We start from the raw sequence: 16,959 nt of genomic DNA on the forward strand, positions 1-16,959 counted from the left end.
AGTTAGAGAGGAAAAGTTATGGCAGATGTTATAGAGTTTAAAAGAAGAATAGATCTTGAAAATGATGAAGAAGCAATTGAAAAAGAGGATGCAGAAACACAATACTTTATTGCAAAAATGTATCTTAATGGTGATGGTATTGAAGTTAATGTAGAAAAAGGTATAAAGTGGCTTGAGAAGTCAGCTGAAAATGGAGATATGGATGCTCAAAGTGAATTAGGAATGTATTATTACAATGGAAATATGGTAGAACGAGATTTTGATAAGGCAGTAAGGTTGTTTAAGATGTCTACTGAAAATGGAAACCCTATCGCATGTATATGTTTGGGGACTGCATATATGCATGGAAAAGGTGTGGAAAGTAAAGATTATAATAAAGCTTATGAATGTTTTAAAAAAGTACATGATATGGGTGAAACTATAGGTACATACTATCTTGGGGATTGCTATTTTAAAGGAATTGGTGTAGAAAAGGACCTTTTGATGGCTCTTGATTTTTATGGTAAAGCTCTTGGGGATGGATATAAATATGACATGAAAAATATAGAACTTTGCCTTAAGGAATCCATTGATTTGTATCAATCTGTTGAAGAACAAGTTAAAAATGGTGATGGAATTCAGTTTGGTAAATTAGTTGAGTTAAGAAAAAAGATATCATCATTTTCGGATTTTATAGAGCTATTTAAGTAAATGAATTTAGTTAATCAAATAATTCTTCATTTTTAATTGAAAAAATAACAATTTATAATGCACAGTTAATAAATTTATTAAGGAGCTAGAAAGAATGGCAGTATCTAAAAAGAGGAAAAAAAAGAGCAAACCTAAAAGAACAGCAGATAAAGCAAGAAGAATTATGAATTTTAATACAAACAGCAACATAAAAGAAATTATAGATAATTTTAAAATAGAAAGCATAACTAAAGCATTAGAGTATATGGATAGTGTATATATGGAAGTACAACTAAAATCAGAAGAATATTTTCATGATACTTTTGATGCTCATAATAATTCACTAATAGAGTCAATTAATAAATTAATAGATATAAGCGAAGATGAGTTAGACCGTTTGGTTAAAGGTCATGCTGAAACTTGGTTGTCTGAAATAAATAGATTTGGTGAGAGTTTTCTAATTAAGACAATAAGCTATGTGAAAATGACATTAAATGAAGGCGTTGAAACTGTATTTTATGATTTATATTACCAGTGTGGTGATGAAGATTATGCAAGGGAAGCATTAAAAAAGGTCATGGAAGAAACTGGGATAAATATGCAAGGATATTCTGATATTTACATTGAAGAATTTGATGCTTTTTCAAGACAGCTATTAATAGCTAAGAGTCATATTATAACTAACACGATTAGAAAGTGTTTGAAAGAAAAAAGTGTGGATTATAAATATGAAAGTAAGATATTTAATAATTGGAATGTAAACCAGTTAATATATATAGATAAATATAAAGAACTAAGTAAAATGGCAGAAGAATATGGATATATTCACGTTAGGGATAATGGTGGACATGGAATTTTTACAAATAATGAAACTAAAAATATAGTAGTAATTCCACAAGGAAGATCAATAGGTAAGGGATTGAGTTTTGCAATTCAGAAGCAGATATTAGGTAGAAGTAATGCTAAAAAGACTCCTGACGAAAGAACAAATAATCAATTAGAGAGAAAAAATAAATTACTTGAATATCAAAACAATAAAGAACTAAGAAAAATGGCAGAAAAGTATGGATATATTCACGTTAGGGATAATGGTAGACATGCAATTTTTACAAATAATAAAACTAAAAATACAGTAGTAATTCCACAAGGCAGATCAATAGGTAAGGGATTGAGTATTGTAATTCAGAAGCAGATATTAGGTAGAAGTAATGCTAAAGATTTAATAAATATTATAGATGAACAATCAGATTTATTTACTATAGATAGTGAAAGTAGTAAAAAAGTATTAGAGTTAAGAGAAATGCAACTAATATCTGATATTAATCCGTACTTTGAAAATGAAGATTTTGAGTCAGCACTGAAAATATTGTTAAAGTTTAGTGATAATTTTCCAGGAGCTGTTAAGGTGTTTGCGTTGATTGCAGGAATTTATGAAGCAAGTGGTAATTCTACAAAAGCTATAGAGTATTATAAAAAGTACATTGATAGGAATGGAGAAATGTATGATGCATATACAAGAATTATTGAATTACTTAAAAATAATGGACAATATGAGGAATCAGAACATTATGAAATAATAAGATCAGGAAAGTTTTCTGGAAAAATTTCTATGTTAGAAAATATTAAGGATAAAATAGAAAAAGAGGAATTTGATGCTGCAGATGTTTTAATTGAGGAATTTGAAAATGAAGATTTTTCAAATCTTTCAGCAGACGATTTTATGGAAATTGGACAAAGTTATTTTAAAGTTAGGAATTATAAATTAGCTCGTGAATATAGTAATAAATCATTGCAAATATATTCTGATAAGGCTGAAGCAAAGCAATTAATTATGGTAATGGATATAATGAATGTATAGTTGAATGACGAATATAAATTAGGATGATAATTGCTAAATAGTGAATTTTGAAGGTCAAGTTTCACATCCACCAAATGTATAGTGTTATCAATGGTTTATAACATTTTGAATATTAAGATTACAAGTTCGATTCGGAAGAAATTCTTCTGTGTTCGATACCTGTAATCTTTTTTATTTGAGGTGTTAAAATGGCTAAAAGACTATAATTAACAAAAAAGTATTGCTATGATATTTTTCAATTTTCTAATTCGATATTCAACAATATCATAGAGGAAATCGTAAAAGCACAGAATATTGTTAGTTATAAGGCTGTATAACTGGGTCTATTTTTATTAATAGAATTTAGTTACACACGTGAGTGCAGCCTGGCGGAAAGAACTTAAAGAATCCAGTTGAATGAAGGCATAGATACCAAACTTTATACATTATTAGTTAACTTAACCGAAAGAGACATAATATGTTAGGGAAAAGTCACTATGAAGGTTGTTTAAATGAGCTTACATATGAAATAAAATTACAGTATGATAATATTTAACAGTTTGAATATAATGTGAGGAAATATTATTTAAATAATTGAGGTATAGTAAATGGATGATTTTTTAACGCATTGGTTTAACGGATTTCAAAAATCATTGAATGGTATTGATGAGATCAGCAGAAATAGAATATTTAAAGAGTGTGGAAAAGCTTGTTCAAATTCATATACAAAGCAGATTTATTTCGATGCAAAAAAGAATTCAAATAATGAGGAAGAATTTATTGAAAAGTTAAAGAAGGCATTTCCTGAAATTATTATTGATGTAATAGAGAAAGAAAAAGTATATCATATAAAATATAAATTCTGTGCTTGCGATTTAGTTAATAAAAAGTATATAGACACACCTTATATTTGTGAATGCTCACGAAATAGTTTGTTATATAATTGGGAGACAATATTAGGTGAAGGCAATGTAAAGGTTGAATTAGTTCAATCAATACTTTCTGGTGCACCATGTTGTAAGTTTATAGTAACAGTCTTATAAAAGATAATTTAAGCATAAGCCAAGTAAAGGATGTAAGAGAGCAATAATATTTAGAAAATATTATTGCTATTTTTTTGAAATAAATTCAACCCAAATATTTACAGTGGTAAGATTATATGTTAAAATCTTTACAGTGTAAATATTTTGGAAAGAGGTGTATAAAATTGAATGAAAAACCATATCATCATGGCAATTTGAGAAATCAACTTATTGAGGCAGGTATTGAACTTATTAATGAGGCTGGACTTGAGGGCTTTTCCCTTCGCAAGGTGGCAGCCAAATGTAATGTGAGTCATACAGCACCCTACGGTCATTTTAAAGATATAGATGCATTGATTCATGCTATGGGAGAACATGTTACTGAACAGTTTATGGATAAACTACGCAGATCTATTGAGGGAAAAGAAAGTAACATTGAAGCTGTTTCTCTACTTGGACAGTCATATATTTATTTTTTTACTGAAAATCCACAGTATTTTTTGTTTATTTTCTATCACGCAGGTATAACTATTGATTTAAATAAAGAGAGCGCCAATGATTATCCTCCGTTTGCTCTATTTCGAACAACAGCATATAAGATGTTCCAACAGATTAATATACCAGAAGAAGAGTTTGCAAATAACTTGATTACATTATGGTCAATTGTTCACGGCATAGCATCGCTGCTTACTAATAGTAGCATTAAGTATTCTGGGGATTGGCAGGCGATTTTTAAGAACAGTATTAAGTATAAGGGGGTAAAATCATGAAAATAATTATTCATGACTTAATGCATCAGGACTTTACTTCAATATATCAGGAGCAGGAAGATAGTACTATTGTTATATCAGATAATGGGGAAATTCATAATTGTATAGGTTGTTTTGGATGTTGGATTAAAACACCTGGTAAGTGTGTTTTAAAGGATGCTTATAATAATATGGGAGAATTACTTTCTAAATGTGATGAGCTTATAATAATCAGCAAATGTGTCTATGGTAGTTACAGTTCATTTATACGAAATGTATTTGATCGAAGTATCTCATATTTGCTTCCATATTTCGAAGTTAGAAACAATGAGACCAATCATCAAAAACGATATAATAATAAAATTAAGATGATAGTGCATTTTTATGGCAATGACATAACAAAGAATGAACAGGAAACTGCAAAGGCTTTAGTGACTGCGAACGGGATAAACTTTCATAGCCTAGTAAGCAAGGTGTATTTTCATGAAAGTCTACAAGCTATTAAAGGGGGGGTACAATGAGAATTGCAATGATAAATGGAAGTCCTAAGCTTGGAAGAAGCAATTCAGCATTCTTTTTAGAGAAGTTTGAAAAAATAATAAGTGAAGGAAATGAAATATCATACTACAATATAAATAAAAAACCTCTTACTAATGATCAATATAGAGAACTTTGTCATATGGATGTATTGATATTGGCGTTCCCATTATATATTGATGCAATACCATCACATTTATTTAAGATGTTAATTAGTCTTGAAGAATACATGAAAAAAGAACGTGAAAAAGAAATATATGTTTATGCAATAATAAATAATGGATTTTATGAGGGGAAGCAAAATCGTATAGCCTTTGAAATTCTTAAGAATTGGTGCTTGCGTTCTGGGCTTAAATTTGGACAGGGAATCGGACAAGGTGCTGGAGAAATGATGAATTTTATAGAAGAGGTTCCACTAGGGCATGGGCCACTAAAAAATCTTGGCAAAGCAATGGAAAGTCTTGCAATGAGTATTAATTCCAAAAGTGTTGGAGAGACAATACTATTTAGTCCTAACTTTCCTAGAGCTGGATGGAAATTTGTAGGGACACATTTCTTTTGGAATGTAGCAGCGAAAAGAAATGGTTTGAAGAAAAAAGATGTTTTACGAAAACTTTAGTGAATGATTCTAAATATTATGGAAATAGAAGGATATAAAGTTTTTAAGTAGAATTCATATATTTGAGAGGATGTGGGTTTTATGGTCAAATATAATATATCGTTAGGAACTCTAGTGAAGGTAAAGCAAGCTGACAAAAAGAATCATGGTGTAAGACTCTATGTAGTGGCACATCACAAGGATGCAAATGATAAACCTATTTATTCCTTAGGATTAAAAGGTGAAACTAATGCATTGAAAATGTACAATGGATATTATGAAGAAGACTTAGAAGTTATTGATAAAATATCCGTTGAACTTACGAAAGAAGAGGTAGACAATATAGTTCAATGGGGAAATATCTGTGAAGAAGAAGGATGGCTTATAGAGAAGGATATAACTTTAAGAGATAGATTAAGCAAGCTTATTAAATAACAAGTGTTCATGCTATAAAAAGGCGCTATATGTTTTCATTGGCGTCTTTTTTGCTTGCTCATTGTCTCAACTTCATTAGTAAATATAGCTTTTCATTTTACAAAGTGGCATCTCATGCTTCAATTAACCCATTCTCGCCTTTAAATCAACCTAAAGCAATAAAAATATAACTAAATTCAATAAAAATTTATTGATAAACGATAAATATAGTGATATTATATATACAAGGATTAATACTTTTTACGTACAGTATAAGGAATACAGGAGGTTTTTTTTGATGAAACGATATTCAACAATTTTCTTAAAGATAGCAGTTATCCTTATTGGAATTCCAGTTCTTGCACTTTGTATATTTTGGGTGCCTGGATTTATAAATTATATCAACTTAGCAATTATAATGGGAGTGTATGTAACAGCAATAACTTATTTCATTGCACTATATCAAGCTTTAAAACTTTTAAGCTATATTGATAAGAACAAAGCCTTCTCGGAACTATCAGTAAATGCTTTAAAAAATATAAAATATTGTGCAGTTACTATAAGTCTTATATTTGCAATAATAGTACCATTCTTATATCCCATAGCAGATGCAGATGATGCACCAGGACTTGTAGCCTTCCCACTAATCATTATCTTTGCTTCGGCGGTGATTGGGGTCTTTGCAGCTGTTCTTCAAAGACTTTTAAAAGAGGCCATAGACTTAAAAGAAGAAAATGATTTAACAGTGTAAGGAATACAGGAGGGAAATAACATGGCGATTATAGTTAATATTGATGTAATGCTGGCTAAAAGAAAAATGAGTGTAACTGAACTTTCGGAGAAAGTTGGAATAACCATGGCGAACCTCTCTATACTAAAGAACGGAAAAGCAAAAGCCATTAGATTTTCAACTTTAGAAGCTATATGCAAGGTTTTGGACTGCCAACCTGGTGATATTTTAGAATATAGAAGTGATACATAAACAAATAGTGTTAAATAATAGAGATATTTTATTATGGAAAAAAGGAGTGTTTAATAATATGTTAAGAACAAAAAAGCTTGTGATTGCAGTCTGTGCAGCATTGTTAGTCACAGCATGTATAACCGTCCAACCCGTAAAAGCAGCAATTTCAAGTACGTTGTCTATTTTTAGAGTTGAGAATGTAAAAGGAATAAATGTAACGCTTGAAGATATACAGCAGATACAACAGAAGCTTTCAAGTGGCCAAGGGGATATAAGCCTTGACAAAATAGGAAGCATAAAGATGCAGGGAGGCGATAATAGATATGCATCACAGGAGGAGGTAAAGAATCTTCCTGATATTGATGTAGCGCTTCCATCTGCTCTTGGCAGTGTAATTCCAAGCATTAATATAGTTGGACCTAGATCCGTCGATTTTACACTTAATGTGAAGAATGTAAATCAAATAATGAAGTCATATGGAGCTACAAAGCTTCTTCCAGAAAATATAGACGGTAAAACCTTCAAGGTAAGTTTTACTTCACAGGTAACCATGAACTACAGAATAAATGATAAGCTCATAAATATTACACAGACAAAGTCACCAGAGATAACAGTTCCTGAGGATGTTAATGTTGATGAGATATATAATGCTATTGTAGACATGCCTATAATTCCGCAGGATCTACAGTCGCAGTTAAAGTCCATAAAGGACTGGAGAAATTCACTTTACATCCCTGTAGTAGAGTCGAAAATGACACAGGTTGATATAAATGGTGCAAAGGGATACATGACTAAGGATTTTGCTAATTCAGAAGGTGCTCATAAATCTGCAGTCATCTGGTATGGTAAAGGTGTTATTTATGTTGTATCAGGAGAAATAGAAAATGGAGAAATTTTAAATATTGCAAGGTCCATGAGGTAAGGACAATTAATAATAATACTGTAAAGATGAGGTGTAATAATGGTAATAGAGACTGAAAATCTGACTAAGAATTATGGAGATAAAATTGGCTGCAAGGATATTACAGTATCTGTAGACCAAGGTGAGATTTTTGGATTCCTCGGCCCTAATGGGGCAGGTAAAAGCACATTTATAAAAATGCTAGTAGGGCTCTTGTTCCCTACCAGTGGCAAGGCATTAGTATTAGGTAAGCCAGTTGGAGATATAGACGTAAGAAAGAAAATAGGATATCTGCCAGAGAACTTTAAATACCAGTATTGGATGACAGGAAAAGACCTACTGTCCTTTCATGCTTCCTTGTATAAATTGGACAAAAAGAATGCTGAATTGAGGATGGAAGAGGTGCTAGAATTAGTCAAGCTCAAAGGACATGAGAAGTATCGCGTGGGCACATACAGTAAGGGCATGCAACAGCGTATAGGCTTAGCTTGTGCCCTTCTACCAGACCCTGATCTTCTTTTTTTAGATGAACCTACTTCTGCCCTTGACCCTGTAGGCAGGAAAGAAGTAAGAGAAATAATGACTAGTTTAAAGTCAAGCGGTAAAACAGTTTTACTTAACAGCCATCTGCTCAGTGAGGTTGAGACGGTCTGTGATAGTGCAGCAATAATTAAAAAAGGTTCTATAATTAAGTATGGAAAAATGGATAATATACTCCAAAGTAAGTTAATTCTTGAGATACATGCGGAAGACTTAAATAGAGAAGTCTTAAATATACTTAGAGATCTCGACAGTGGCCTTAACTATTCAAATAACAGAATACAAATGGAGATTAAGGACAATACAGCCATACCCCATATAGCATCAATAATCATTAACGGCGGCGGAAAATTATTTGAGCTTTCACCAAAGAAGGGCTCGTTGGAAGACGTGTTTATAAGTTTAATAGAAGGCGGTGAGAAGAAGTGATTGCAATAGCAGCGGCGACCTTCAAGGAAGCTTTAAGAAAAAAAATATTAATACTTGTAGCAGCCCTTACTTTTGTTTATCTTACTTTATTCGGACTAATCACCCATTTTGCTGTAGAAGACCTTACCAAATCTGGGACATTAAACACAGTAAATGCTATTGATGTAGCTTCGAATATAATATCCTTCCTGGGTTTCTACTTTTCAAGTATGCTTGTAGCGTTTCTCACTATTATGGTTTCTGTAGGTTCAATCTCTTCTGAAGTTGAAAGTGGTGTTATACATTCCATAATAACCCGTCCAATTAAACGTTCTAGTTATGTACTTGGAAAATACATTGGGCTGGGAGTTCTGGCAGTAGTATATGGGATTTTTCTCTTCGTAGCCATAATTTTAATCAGTACAATGTTTAAGCTTCCGATAGTCAATACAATAGAACCTCTCAATATAATAAAGGGCCTTTTATTCTTTACGCTTGAACCAATAGCAATTCTATCCTTATCTATTCTTGGAAGCGCTTTATTTAAAACGTTAAGCAATGGAATATTTATTATTTCAATATATATCTTGGGACTTATAGGTGGAGTCATGGAAGTAATCGGATCGATGTTACAAAATCAAAGCCTTGTGAACTTAGGAATCATTTCAAGCTTGATTTCTCCATTTGATATAATATACAGGCAAATGCTTTCATCAATGTTTGAGGGTATTAGTATTAGGAATCCTTTTATGGCAGTAGGTGGAATGACAAGTACAACTCCAAGCATATGGATGATTATATATATACTTGCATACATTCCAGGATTAGTTCTTCTGGCAATAAGAAAATTCAGCTTAAAAGATATTTCTTAACTTGAAGTGGACATGAATGTAGTGAATGACGAATTTGAGTTTGTTGCTAAGGGTTAAGAATAAGCAGCATTTATTTTATGAGGTAAGTTATGAAGATTAAATTAATTCAACCAGCAATGTTACCAAGACCTATGGATACAAAATTAAAAACAAGAATGTCACCTTCACTAGCTTTGTTAACAATAGCAAATCTAACTCCTGAGGAGCATGAAGTTATTATTGAAAATGAAAATGTTGAAAGAATAAACTTTGATGAACCTGTAGATTTGGTAGCAATAACTGTAACTGTTGATGTTATGAATAGAGCAGTGGAGATATCAAAGGAGTTTAGAAAGCGTGGAGTAACTGTAATTGCAGGAGGTATACATATTACAGCAGATCCTGAGAGTGCTATTAATAGTTTTGATGCAATATCTGTAGGAATGGCAGAGAGAGTTTGGGAGAAAATCCTCAAGGATAAAGAAAATAATTCACTTAAGAAGATATATTACAACATGGAGAATATCACAGGAGAAGAAATAGTATCACCTAAATATGATATGATCGATAATAATAAATATTTATATACTAATATAATCAGTACAAGTAGAGGGTGCCCATTTCAATGCGATTTCTGTTATAATAGCTGCGCAAAGTCTCTTAAAACATATATTAATAGACCAGTAGAAGATGTAACTAGAGATATAAATGCATTAAAAACAAGGCACATAATGTTTATTGATGATAATTTCATTGGAAATCCTAGATGGACAAAAGAATTATTAGTGAAAATAAAGCCACTTAAACTAAAGTGGAATGCAGCTATTACATCTAATATAGTGGACATGCCTGATCTGCTAGATGAAATGAAGGCATCTGGTTGTCAAAGTTTATTTATAGGATTTGAAAGTATAAATAGTAAATCAATAGATAGTGTGCACAAGGTGCAAAATAGTGTGAAGAAATATGAGAAGCTTGTGGATGAAATTCATAAAAGAGGAATAATGATAAATGCAAGTTTTGTTTTTGGATTAGATGAAGATGATACTTCCGTATTTAAGAATACATTAGAATGGATAGTTAAAAATAAGATTGAAACAGTGACCTCACACATACTTACACCATATCCTGGTACAAAGTTATACTCAACATTGTTAGAGCAGAATAGAATTACAGACTTTAACTTATCTAAGTATAATACTGCACATGTAGTGTACAAACCTAAAAATATGACTGCAGAAGAATTGTATGAGGGCTATTTATGGATATATAAAGAGGTGTACACCTTTAAAAATATAATAAAAAGATTACCAAAATCAAAAAAGCAATGGATTCCTTTTCTAGCATTTAACTTATTTTATAGAAAGTTTGGAAAGTTTACAGAACTAATTTGTGATGTAGTTTCATTTAGGAATATAGGAAGATTTTTTAGATGGTTATCTTATAGAATAAAGTAAGCTAAAAAACAGCAGTAATATGGATAAATATTACTGCTGTTTTTTGATTACATTTATATTAAATCATTTGTTTTATTTTCTCTTAAATCAAATGTTTCGATTGGTTCAGGACCTCTTAAGATTCTTCTTTTAATATGGAGATCTCCTGATGAATCAGTTCGTATTCTCCATTCAATAAGTGCTATTTTACCATCAGATATTTCAATTCCCTGTATTCCGCTTGCTCTAACACATGACCCGTCATTGAAATATGGTAATTCATTAATTTTAGGGAAATGCGGTCTATGAGTATGTCCACAGATGATCATAATTTTGTTCATTTCAATCCAACTACTATAAATACGTTCAATTTTATGAATCTTTTCAGCGCTTTTTACAGGACTCGCAGGATTTATAAACCCAATGGAGTGAAGAAACCTCCAAAAATATCTAACAGTAAGCAAAGTGAATTTCCAGAATTCATCATTCATTCTGTCTCCTTGATGACCATGAACAGTTAATATTTCTTGACCAGTATCTTTATGCTTAAACACTACTGCTTCATGTGGAGTAATCCCAGGAAATAATTCTATATCTTCCTCATTATAATCGTCGTAGAATTTATAAAAATTCTTCTCCACAAAATCTTTATATTGCAATTGTATATTGTGATTACCATATAACATAATAAATCTATCAGAATCAAAGAATTTTTTTAATTGGCTATATACTTCATCATGTGCAAGTCTTATATGTTTAAAATTAGAGTGCTCCCAAAGTTCATCTCCATCCCCAACTTCTACGTAAGTATATCCGTTATTGTAATAGTATTCCAATGCGAATAGAAAGATATTTTGATTCTTTGCAAATTCATCAGATGGTGTACAATCTCCTCTATGGCAGTCACTAAAAAATATATATTTAGAACTGTTATCAAAGTATTCAATTTTAGCATTATTATAAGCTTCCGTTAACCTTTTTCTTGCAAGCTTCTTTTCTGATATCATAGCACACCTCTTTTATGACTAATAATTTAGTATTAACATAAAAACAATTTGACTATATAAGTAATCTACCCTTTTAAATAATAATATATTTAAAGTTATATTTTAAAACTTATAATAGTTAGTTATATAATTATATTAGTACATTGTGGCTAAAATGAAAAGGAGTAGGATAATTATGAAAATTATTGCGATTAACGGAAGTCCACGAAGAAACTGGAATACAGCGACTTTGCTAAATAAAGCACTTGAGGGAGCAGAGTCTCAAGGAGCAGAAACTGAACTTATAAATTTATATGATTTAGAATACAAGGGATGTATTAGTTGTTTTGAATGTAAAAGAAAAGATGGAGTGCATGGTAAATGCGCGATGAAAGATGATTTAACACCTGTTCTTGAAAAGTTAGAAACAGCTGATGCTATTATTTTGGGTTCTCCAATTTACTATATGAATATTACATCATCAATGCTAGCTCTTTTAGAACGCTTTTTATTTTCTCATAGTATATATAGTGCTGAGATACCAACAGTTTATCCAAGAAAAATTCAAGCAGGTTTTATTTATACTATGAATATAAACGAAAAACTAAGTGATGAGTCTGGAATTAAAGGAGTCTTAAGGACACACCAGAAGCATATTGAAAGAATGCTAGGAAGACAACTAGAACTCTTATACTGCTATGACACATATCAATTTACTGATTATGATAAGTATGAATCTTCAATTTTCTCAAAAGAAGCAAAGGCAAAGCAAAAAACAGAACAATTCCCTATTGATTGTAAGGAAGCTTTTGAAATGGGAGTAAGACTTGCAGAAAATGCTTAAGTGTAGCAATCTGGAGAATTATTTAGTAATAAATAGAAAATAAATAAATCTGGGATGTATATTAATATATTGATTAAATATGACAATATTTATAGATTCAGATTGACATTAGGTCAACCGTTATAATTGTGGTTAGAGAGGAGGGGATGGCTTGAACCAGAGTGAATATAGTATTACTGAATTTGCAAGTGAGGCATCTGTGTCTACTAGAACATTGCGATACTATGACAAGATAGGATTATTAAAACCATCGAAATATAATAAGTTAGGTTATCGAATGTATACAAACAAAGATTTGGAAAGACTACAGTATATTTTAGCATTGAAGTTTCTAGGGTTTTCATTAATAGAAGTTAAACTATTCATTAAAGAGAGTCCAGAGGCGTTTGAAAAAGTACTCTTAAAGCAGAAACTGATGATGCAAGATAAAAAAATGCAGATAGAGAAAGTGATTAGTGCCATTGAAGAAACAGAGAAATTAATTAACGTAAATAAGTATGACTATAAATCTATTACAAAGGTTATTGAAGCCGTACAAATGGAATTAAAACCAATATGGATGAACCAATACTTAACTACTGAACAACGTGAATATATGAGAGATTTAGCAAAGAAATCTTATAGTAAAGAGGCATTACAAAAACTAGCAGTGAGGGGATGGACTGAAGAAAATCAGAAAAACTTTAATGACAAATATACTCATTTTCGTTCAGAGCTTAAAAGAATAGTTGAACGCGGAGTAGATCCAGCAAGTCAAGAAGCACAAGCTGTAGGTCAATTATTATATGACATAAATAATAGCTATATTCAAGATGATTCCGATATACGAGAAGGAATGAAGAAGTCATGGGAAAACTTTAATTCTATACCTGATGATAGAAAACCAGAGGTTTATAAGATATCTGAGGAAGAGAGAGAATATATTAAGAGTGTAATGACAATTTTTTATAAGAATAGGGTGGCTGAAAAATAAGTTATAAATTTAAATAGCTATGAATATGAACAGGAGGTTTTTGTTTTGGAAAATGAAATGATTCTTGATAAGATAAAGAATGCTCTAAAGAACGTGAGAGGTATTGAGAGCATTGTTCTTGGAGGATCAAGAGCAAAGGGGAGTTTTTCAGAAAAATCAGATATAGATATTGGAATATATTATTCTGATAGCTCAAAATTAGATTTGGAGAGCTTAAGTAGAATAGCTACGGAATTAGATGATACTAATCGTTCAAATATCATAACAAAAATTGGGGAATGGGGACCGTGGATAAATGGTGGAGGATGGCTAAATGTTGATGGAATAGCAGTAGATTTTTTATTAAGAGATTTAAACAAGGTATCATCTGTTATAGATGAATGTTTAAATGGTAAGATTACAATTGATTATCAAGCTGGTCACCCTCATGGATTTGTAAACACTATTTATGTAGCAGAAGTTTTCTACTGTAAAATACTTTTAGATGAAAGTAATAATATAGCTAAACTAAAAGATAAGATTACTCCATACCCTCAAGCTATAAAAAGAGGAATAGTGGAGAAGTTTTTATGGGAAGCTGGTTTTTCATGTGCTATAGCTAGCAAAAGTATAGCAAAAAAAGATATAGTATATGCTTCTGGATGCTTTTATCGTGCAATTTCATGCCTTACTCAGGTTATATATGCACTAAATGAAACTTACATTATGAATGAAAAAGGTGCAATAGCAAATGTATGTGCCTTTAAGATTATACCTAAAAACTTTGAGAGTAGAGTTGAAAAAATATTTTGCTCATTAACATCTGAACCAGAAGATATAGAAATCCTGATAGATCAATTATCAGGAATTATAAAAGAAGTAGAAGAACTATGTAAGAAAAATATATAGCATTCTTTCAAATATGAAAAGGGATAGGTTTTTCTATCCCTTTTTACTATAAGAAAAATTCTAAAATAAAACTATATTATAGTGAAAAAGTTTCAGGTTCACCTTTAAATGAGTAAATAGTAGCAGTTCCTTTAGTGAAGTATAAAACTGCAAAAACTCCATCATCAACGCTGTACATATTTTTTAAAGATGGGATAGTTTCAAGCGCAAGCTCTTTAACTTCACGTCTATCATCATGCTTAACTTCTCCAGCCAAACGAATCCATTTACCTTTACTCATACCTGATATTTCAACCTTAGGATTTTCTAACATTTGATTAAAACATTTTTTTGTATTGTTTGTAACAATGTATAACTTTCCTTCATGTTCAAATACAGCACCAAAAGGTCTAACTCTTGGTTGGTCTCCTTCAGTTGTGGCGATGTAAAAAGTACCACATTCCTTTAAAAATTCTAATGCTTTTTCCATATTATTGTTCCCCCTATTTATATGTGTTAAAATTAGTTATGGAATAATAATAGCATGTACAAACGAAATAACAAGTACGATTTTTATATAATGTTAGTATCTAAAAGATACTAGAAGGGGAGAGAAGATGGAAAACTCAAAATGTCTTTTTGGAAAGTGCCCATATACTACAGCTCAGAAAGTATTTTCAGGGAAATGGTCGATTCTTATTATGTATCATTTGAGTGAAGGAGCCATTCGCTATGGAGAATTACAAAGAAAAATTGGAGATATCACACAAGCTACATTAACAAAGCAATTGAGAATGCTTGAAGACTTTGGACTAGTCAGCCGATATATTTATTCTGAAATACCACCGAAGGTAGAGTATTCACTTACAGATTTAGGACATGAATTTAAGCCTGTACTAGAACAGTTTAGAATCTGGGGAGATAAGTATATTAAATCCATTGAAAATAAAGAAATTGAGTGACATGTCTTATGCAATTAATTAAGAGTGTGTAAAGGAGAGGTATTATGGCAAATATTTTTTTAAGGTTTCCAGAAGGTAGAAAAAAGGCACTTACCTTAAGTTATGATGATGGAGTTGAGCAAGATATAAAGCTAGTTGAGATTATGAATAAGTATGGGTTAAAAGGAACATTTAACTTAAATAGCGGAATATATGCTGAAGAAGGAACAGTTTATCCAGAAGGACAAGTTCATCGTAGGATGACAGAAAAACAAATTAAAGAAACTTTTATGAATTCAGGTCATGAGATTGCAGTACATTCTTTAACACATCCATTCCTTGAACAATTACCTGTTCATATGGCTGTAAATGAAATAATAAAAGATAGAGAGAATCTAGAAAAGCAATTTGGAACAATTGTACGCGGAATGGCATATCCATATGGTACTTTTAGTGATGATGTGGTAGAAGCACTTAGACTATGTGGTTTAGCATATGCAAGAACTGTAATTCCATCAAAAGACTTCAAGATTCCTAGGGATTGGCTTAGGTTATCTGCAACCTGTCATCATACAGCACCTGATTTTGAAGTGATTACAAAGAAGTTTATTGAGGATAAAGTAACTCAAGGGCCATATTTATTTTATTTATGGGGTCATAGTTATGAATTTGAAGCTAATGACAATTGGGACTTAATCGAGGATTTTGCTAAGTATGTAGGAAATAGAAATGATATTTGGTATGCAACCAATATAGAGATTTATGACTATATTGATGCTTATAACAGATTACAATTTAGCGTTGATGGTAAAAGAGTAAAAAATCCATCAAGTATAACAGTTTGGTTTGAATACTCAGAGAAATTTATTAAAATAGAAGCAGGCGCAACTATAGAGATTTAAGGATAAATTTCTACTTCCTTTGGGATAATAAAATAAGCGATAAGCTTATAAATTAATAAAGGAAGTGGGCTAATGAAAATAGAAGGTTACTTTGAAAGCATAAAAAAAGCAAATGAAGCGGCTCAAAAGCTAAGAAATGCAGGGTTTAAAGGTGCATTCGTAGATATAAATGAACATAGGAATGATGCATATTCACAAAGTGGTCTTGTAGGTTCAGATGAGACACCAAGTTTATCACAGGCTGTTTCTGGTGGAATAGGTAATAGAGAGGAGGGGGCAAATTCTCCTCTTGCAGCAGCAAGTCCTATGGCAAGTGGAATGGGCGGCTTTGATGAGATAGCTAGTATAAATTGCAAGGTAGTTGCAGAAGTAAGTGATAAAAATATAGAGGATGCAAAGAAAATAATCACTAGTATGGAAGGAACTACAGATGATCCTAATACTAAGATACCTAAGGGCCTTGATAATATAAATGAGGATGAATTAATATTAAGGAACTTAAAGGAATAATTATGAAGAT

21 protein-coding genes are annotated in these 16,959 nt (G+C 31.3%); 19 read left to right on the forward strand and 2 right to left on the reverse strand.

Features of this window, described 5'->3' with window-relative positions; translation table 11 throughout:
- Positions 1-18 precede the first annotated feature (18 nt).
- The 13 genes from JK634_RS01220 to JK634_RS01280 all read left to right on the forward strand — a co-directional run bounded on the left by JK634_RS01220 (position 19) and on the right by JK634_RS01280 (position 10,947).
- Complete coding sequence (locus JK634_RS01220; RefSeq protein WP_202765814.1) at positions 19-690, forward strand: tetratricopeptide repeat protein; 672 nt, start codon at positions 19-21, stop codon at positions 688-690.
- 94 nt (positions 691-784) lie between these two features.
- Entirely contained in the window at positions 785-2,527 is a 1,743-nt protein-coding gene (locus tag JK634_RS01225) for a type II toxin-antitoxin system HicA family toxin (protein WP_202765815.1), read from the forward strand.
- A 587-nt stretch (positions 2,528-3,114) separates the two neighbouring features.
- Positions 3,115-3,549 carry a hypothetical protein gene (locus tag JK634_RS01230; protein ID WP_202765816.1) on the forward strand — a complete coding sequence of 145 codons (435 nt, stop codon included), beginning with the start codon at positions 3,115-3,117 and terminating at the stop codon, positions 3,547-3,549.
- 164 nt (positions 3,550-3,713) lie between these two features.
- Complete coding sequence (locus tag JK634_RS01235) at positions 3,714-4,298, forward strand: TetR/AcrR family transcriptional regulator (RefSeq protein WP_202765817.1); 585 nt, start codon at positions 3,714-3,716, stop codon at positions 4,296-4,298.
- Positions 4,295-4,798: a flavodoxin family protein gene (locus JK634_RS01240; protein WP_202765818.1), complete on the forward strand. Its 504-nt coding sequence runs from the start codon at positions 4,295-4,297 to the stop codon at positions 4,796-4,798. Before JK634_RS01235 ends, JK634_RS01240 begins: the two co-directional genes overlap by 4 nt.
- Positions 4,795-5,433 carry an NADPH-dependent FMN reductase family protein gene (locus tag JK634_RS01245; RefSeq protein ID WP_202765819.1) on the forward strand — a complete coding sequence of 213 codons (639 nt, stop codon included), beginning with the start codon at positions 4,795-4,797 and terminating at the stop codon, positions 5,431-5,433. The genes JK634_RS01240 and JK634_RS01245 overlap by 4 nt, the downstream gene beginning before the upstream one ends.
- Positions 5,434-5,514: 81 nt before the next feature.
- A complete protein-coding gene (locus JK634_RS01250) occupies positions 5,515-5,847 on the forward strand; it encodes a hypothetical protein (RefSeq protein WP_202765820.1) in 333 nt (110 codons plus the stop codon).
- 277 nt (positions 5,848-6,124) lie between these two features.
- Entirely contained in the window at positions 6,125-6,577 is a 453-nt protein-coding gene (locus JK634_RS01255; RefSeq protein WP_202765821.1) for a DUF2975 domain-containing protein, read from the forward strand.
- Positions 6,578-6,598: 21 nt separating this feature from the next.
- A complete protein-coding gene (locus tag JK634_RS01260) occupies positions 6,599-6,808 on the forward strand; it encodes a helix-turn-helix domain-containing protein (RefSeq protein WP_202765822.1) in 210 nt (69 codons plus the stop codon).
- A gap of 58 nt (positions 6,809-6,866) precedes the next feature.
- Positions 6,867-7,712, forward strand: a complete 846-nt coding sequence (locus tag JK634_RS01265; protein ID WP_202765823.1) for a DUF4367 domain-containing protein — start codon at positions 6,867-6,869, stop codon at positions 7,710-7,712.
- A gap of 39 nt (positions 7,713-7,751) precedes the next feature.
- Positions 7,752-8,660, forward strand: a complete 909-nt coding sequence (locus JK634_RS01270; RefSeq protein ID WP_202765824.1) for an ABC transporter ATP-binding protein — start codon at positions 7,752-7,754, stop codon at positions 8,658-8,660.
- A complete protein-coding gene (locus JK634_RS01275; RefSeq protein ID WP_202765825.1) occupies positions 8,657-9,511 on the forward strand; it encodes an ABC transporter permease subunit in 855 nt (284 codons plus the stop codon). Before JK634_RS01270 ends, JK634_RS01275 begins: the two co-directional genes overlap by 4 nt.
- Positions 9,512-9,600: 89 nt before the next feature.
- Positions 9,601-10,947, forward strand: coding sequence for a B12-binding domain-containing radical SAM protein (locus tag JK634_RS01280; RefSeq protein WP_202765826.1), 1,347 nt, complete (start codon positions 9,601-9,603; stop codon positions 10,945-10,947).
- Between the two features lie 53 nt (positions 10,948-11,000).
- Here JK634_RS01280 and JK634_RS01285 read toward each other — a convergent pair whose 3' ends face one another.
- Positions 11,001-11,933: a metallophosphoesterase gene (locus JK634_RS01285; protein ID WP_202765827.1), complete on the reverse strand. Its 933-nt coding sequence runs from the start codon at positions 11,931-11,933 to the stop codon at positions 11,001-11,003.
- Positions 11,934-12,108: 175 nt separating this feature from the next.
- On the opposite strand from JK634_RS01285, the gene JK634_RS01290 reads away from it, so the two are divergent.
- The 3 genes from JK634_RS01290 (at position 12,109) to JK634_RS01300 (ending at position 14,617) form a co-directional block, all read left to right on the forward strand.
- Positions 12,109-12,756 (forward strand): flavodoxin family protein, encoded by a 648-nt coding sequence (locus tag JK634_RS01290; RefSeq protein ID WP_202765828.1) that lies wholly within the window; start codon positions 12,109-12,111, stop codon positions 12,754-12,756.
- A 151-nt stretch (positions 12,757-12,907) separates the two neighbouring features.
- Complete coding sequence (locus JK634_RS01295) at positions 12,908-13,729, forward strand: MerR family transcriptional regulator (protein WP_202765829.1); 822 nt, start codon at positions 12,908-12,910, stop codon at positions 13,727-13,729.
- Between the two features lie 45 nt (positions 13,730-13,774).
- Positions 13,775-14,617, forward strand: coding sequence for a nucleotidyltransferase domain-containing protein (locus JK634_RS01300; RefSeq protein ID WP_202765830.1), 843 nt, complete (start codon positions 13,775-13,777; stop codon positions 14,615-14,617).
- 76 nt (positions 14,618-14,693) lie between these two features.
- On the opposite strand, the gene JK634_RS01305 is transcribed toward JK634_RS01300, so the two are convergent.
- The gene (locus JK634_RS01305; protein WP_202765831.1) at positions 14,694-15,086 is read right to left on the reverse strand and encodes a pyridoxamine 5'-phosphate oxidase family protein; all 393 of its coding nucleotides are present in this window, start codon (positions 15,084-15,086) and stop codon (positions 14,694-14,696) included.
- Between the two features lie 127 nt (positions 15,087-15,213).
- Here JK634_RS01305 and JK634_RS01310 point away from each other — a divergent pair, with 127 nt between their 5' ends.
- The 3 genes from JK634_RS01310 (at position 15,214) to JK634_RS01320 (ending at position 16,949) form a co-directional block, all read left to right on the forward strand.
- Positions 15,214-15,558 (forward strand): winged helix-turn-helix transcriptional regulator, encoded by a 345-nt coding sequence (locus JK634_RS01310; protein WP_202765832.1) that lies wholly within the window; start codon positions 15,214-15,216, stop codon positions 15,556-15,558.
- A 44-nt stretch (positions 15,559-15,602) separates the two neighbouring features.
- The gene (locus JK634_RS01315) at positions 15,603-16,439 is read left to right on the forward strand and encodes a polysaccharide deacetylase family protein (RefSeq protein WP_202765833.1); all 837 of its coding nucleotides are present in this window, start codon (positions 15,603-15,605) and stop codon (positions 16,437-16,439) included.
- Between the two features lie 72 nt (positions 16,440-16,511).
- Entirely contained in the window at positions 16,512-16,949 is a 438-nt protein-coding gene (locus JK634_RS01320; RefSeq protein ID WP_202765834.1) for a hypothetical protein, read from the forward strand.
- Positions 16,950-16,959 lie beyond the last annotated feature (10 nt).

This window comes from Clostridium paridis (assembly GCF_016765615.1).
GTDB classification, from domain to species: Bacteria; Bacillota; Clostridia; order Clostridiales; family Clostridiaceae; genus Clostridium_T; species Clostridium_T paridis.

Excerpts from the sequence above, each read along its gene's own strand:
- JK634_RS01220 (WP_202765814.1), top strand. The coding sequence starts at position 19 with ATGGCAGATGTTATAGAGTTTAAAAGAAGAATAGATCTTGAAAATGAT.
- JK634_RS01225 (WP_202765815.1), top strand. The coding sequence starts at position 785 with ATGGCAGTATCTAAAAAGAGGAAAAAAAAGAGCAAACCTAAAAGAACA.
- JK634_RS01230 (WP_202765816.1), top strand. The coding sequence starts at position 3,115 with ATGGATGATTTTTTAACGCATTGGTTTAACGGATTTCAAAAATCATTG.
- JK634_RS01240 (WP_202765818.1), top strand. The coding sequence starts at position 4,295 with ATGAAAATAATTATTCATGACTTAATGCATCAGGACTTTACTTCAATA.
- JK634_RS01245 (WP_202765819.1), top strand. The coding sequence starts at position 4,795 with ATGAGAATTGCAATGATAAATGGAAGTCCTAAGCTTGGAAGAAGCAAT.
- JK634_RS01250 (WP_202765820.1), top strand. The coding sequence starts at position 5,515 with ATGGTCAAATATAATATATCGTTAGGAACTCTAGTGAAGGTAAAGCAA.
- JK634_RS01255 (WP_202765821.1), top strand. The coding sequence starts at position 6,125 with ATGAAACGATATTCAACAATTTTCTTAAAGATAGCAGTTATCCTTATT.
- JK634_RS01260 (WP_202765822.1), top strand. The coding sequence starts at position 6,599 with ATGGCGATTATAGTTAATATTGATGTAATGCTGGCTAAAAGAAAAATG.
- JK634_RS01265 (WP_202765823.1), top strand. The coding sequence starts at position 6,867 with ATGTTAAGAACAAAAAAGCTTGTGATTGCAGTCTGTGCAGCATTGTTA.
- JK634_RS01270 (WP_202765824.1), top strand. The coding sequence starts at position 7,752 with ATGGTAATAGAGACTGAAAATCTGACTAAGAATTATGGAGATAAAATT.
- JK634_RS01280 (WP_202765826.1), top strand. The coding sequence starts at position 9,601 with ATGAAGATTAAATTAATTCAACCAGCAATGTTACCAAGACCTATGGAT.
- JK634_RS01285 (WP_202765827.1), bottom strand. The coding sequence starts at position 11,933 with ATGATATCAGAAAAGAAGCTTGCAAGAAAAAGGTTAACGGAAGCTTAT.
- JK634_RS01290 (WP_202765828.1), top strand. The coding sequence starts at position 12,109 with ATGAAAATTATTGCGATTAACGGAAGTCCACGAAGAAACTGGAATACA.
- JK634_RS01305 (WP_202765831.1), bottom strand. The coding sequence starts at position 15,086 with ATGGAAAAAGCATTAGAATTTTTAAAGGAATGTGGTACTTTTTACATC.
- JK634_RS01310 (WP_202765832.1), top strand. The coding sequence starts at position 15,214 with ATGGAAAACTCAAAATGTCTTTTTGGAAAGTGCCCATATACTACAGCT.
- JK634_RS01315 (WP_202765833.1), top strand. The coding sequence starts at position 15,603 with ATGGCAAATATTTTTTTAAGGTTTCCAGAAGGTAGAAAAAAGGCACTT.
- JK634_RS01320 (WP_202765834.1), top strand. The coding sequence starts at position 16,512 with ATGAAAATAGAAGGTTACTTTGAAAGCATAAAAAAAGCAAATGAAGCG.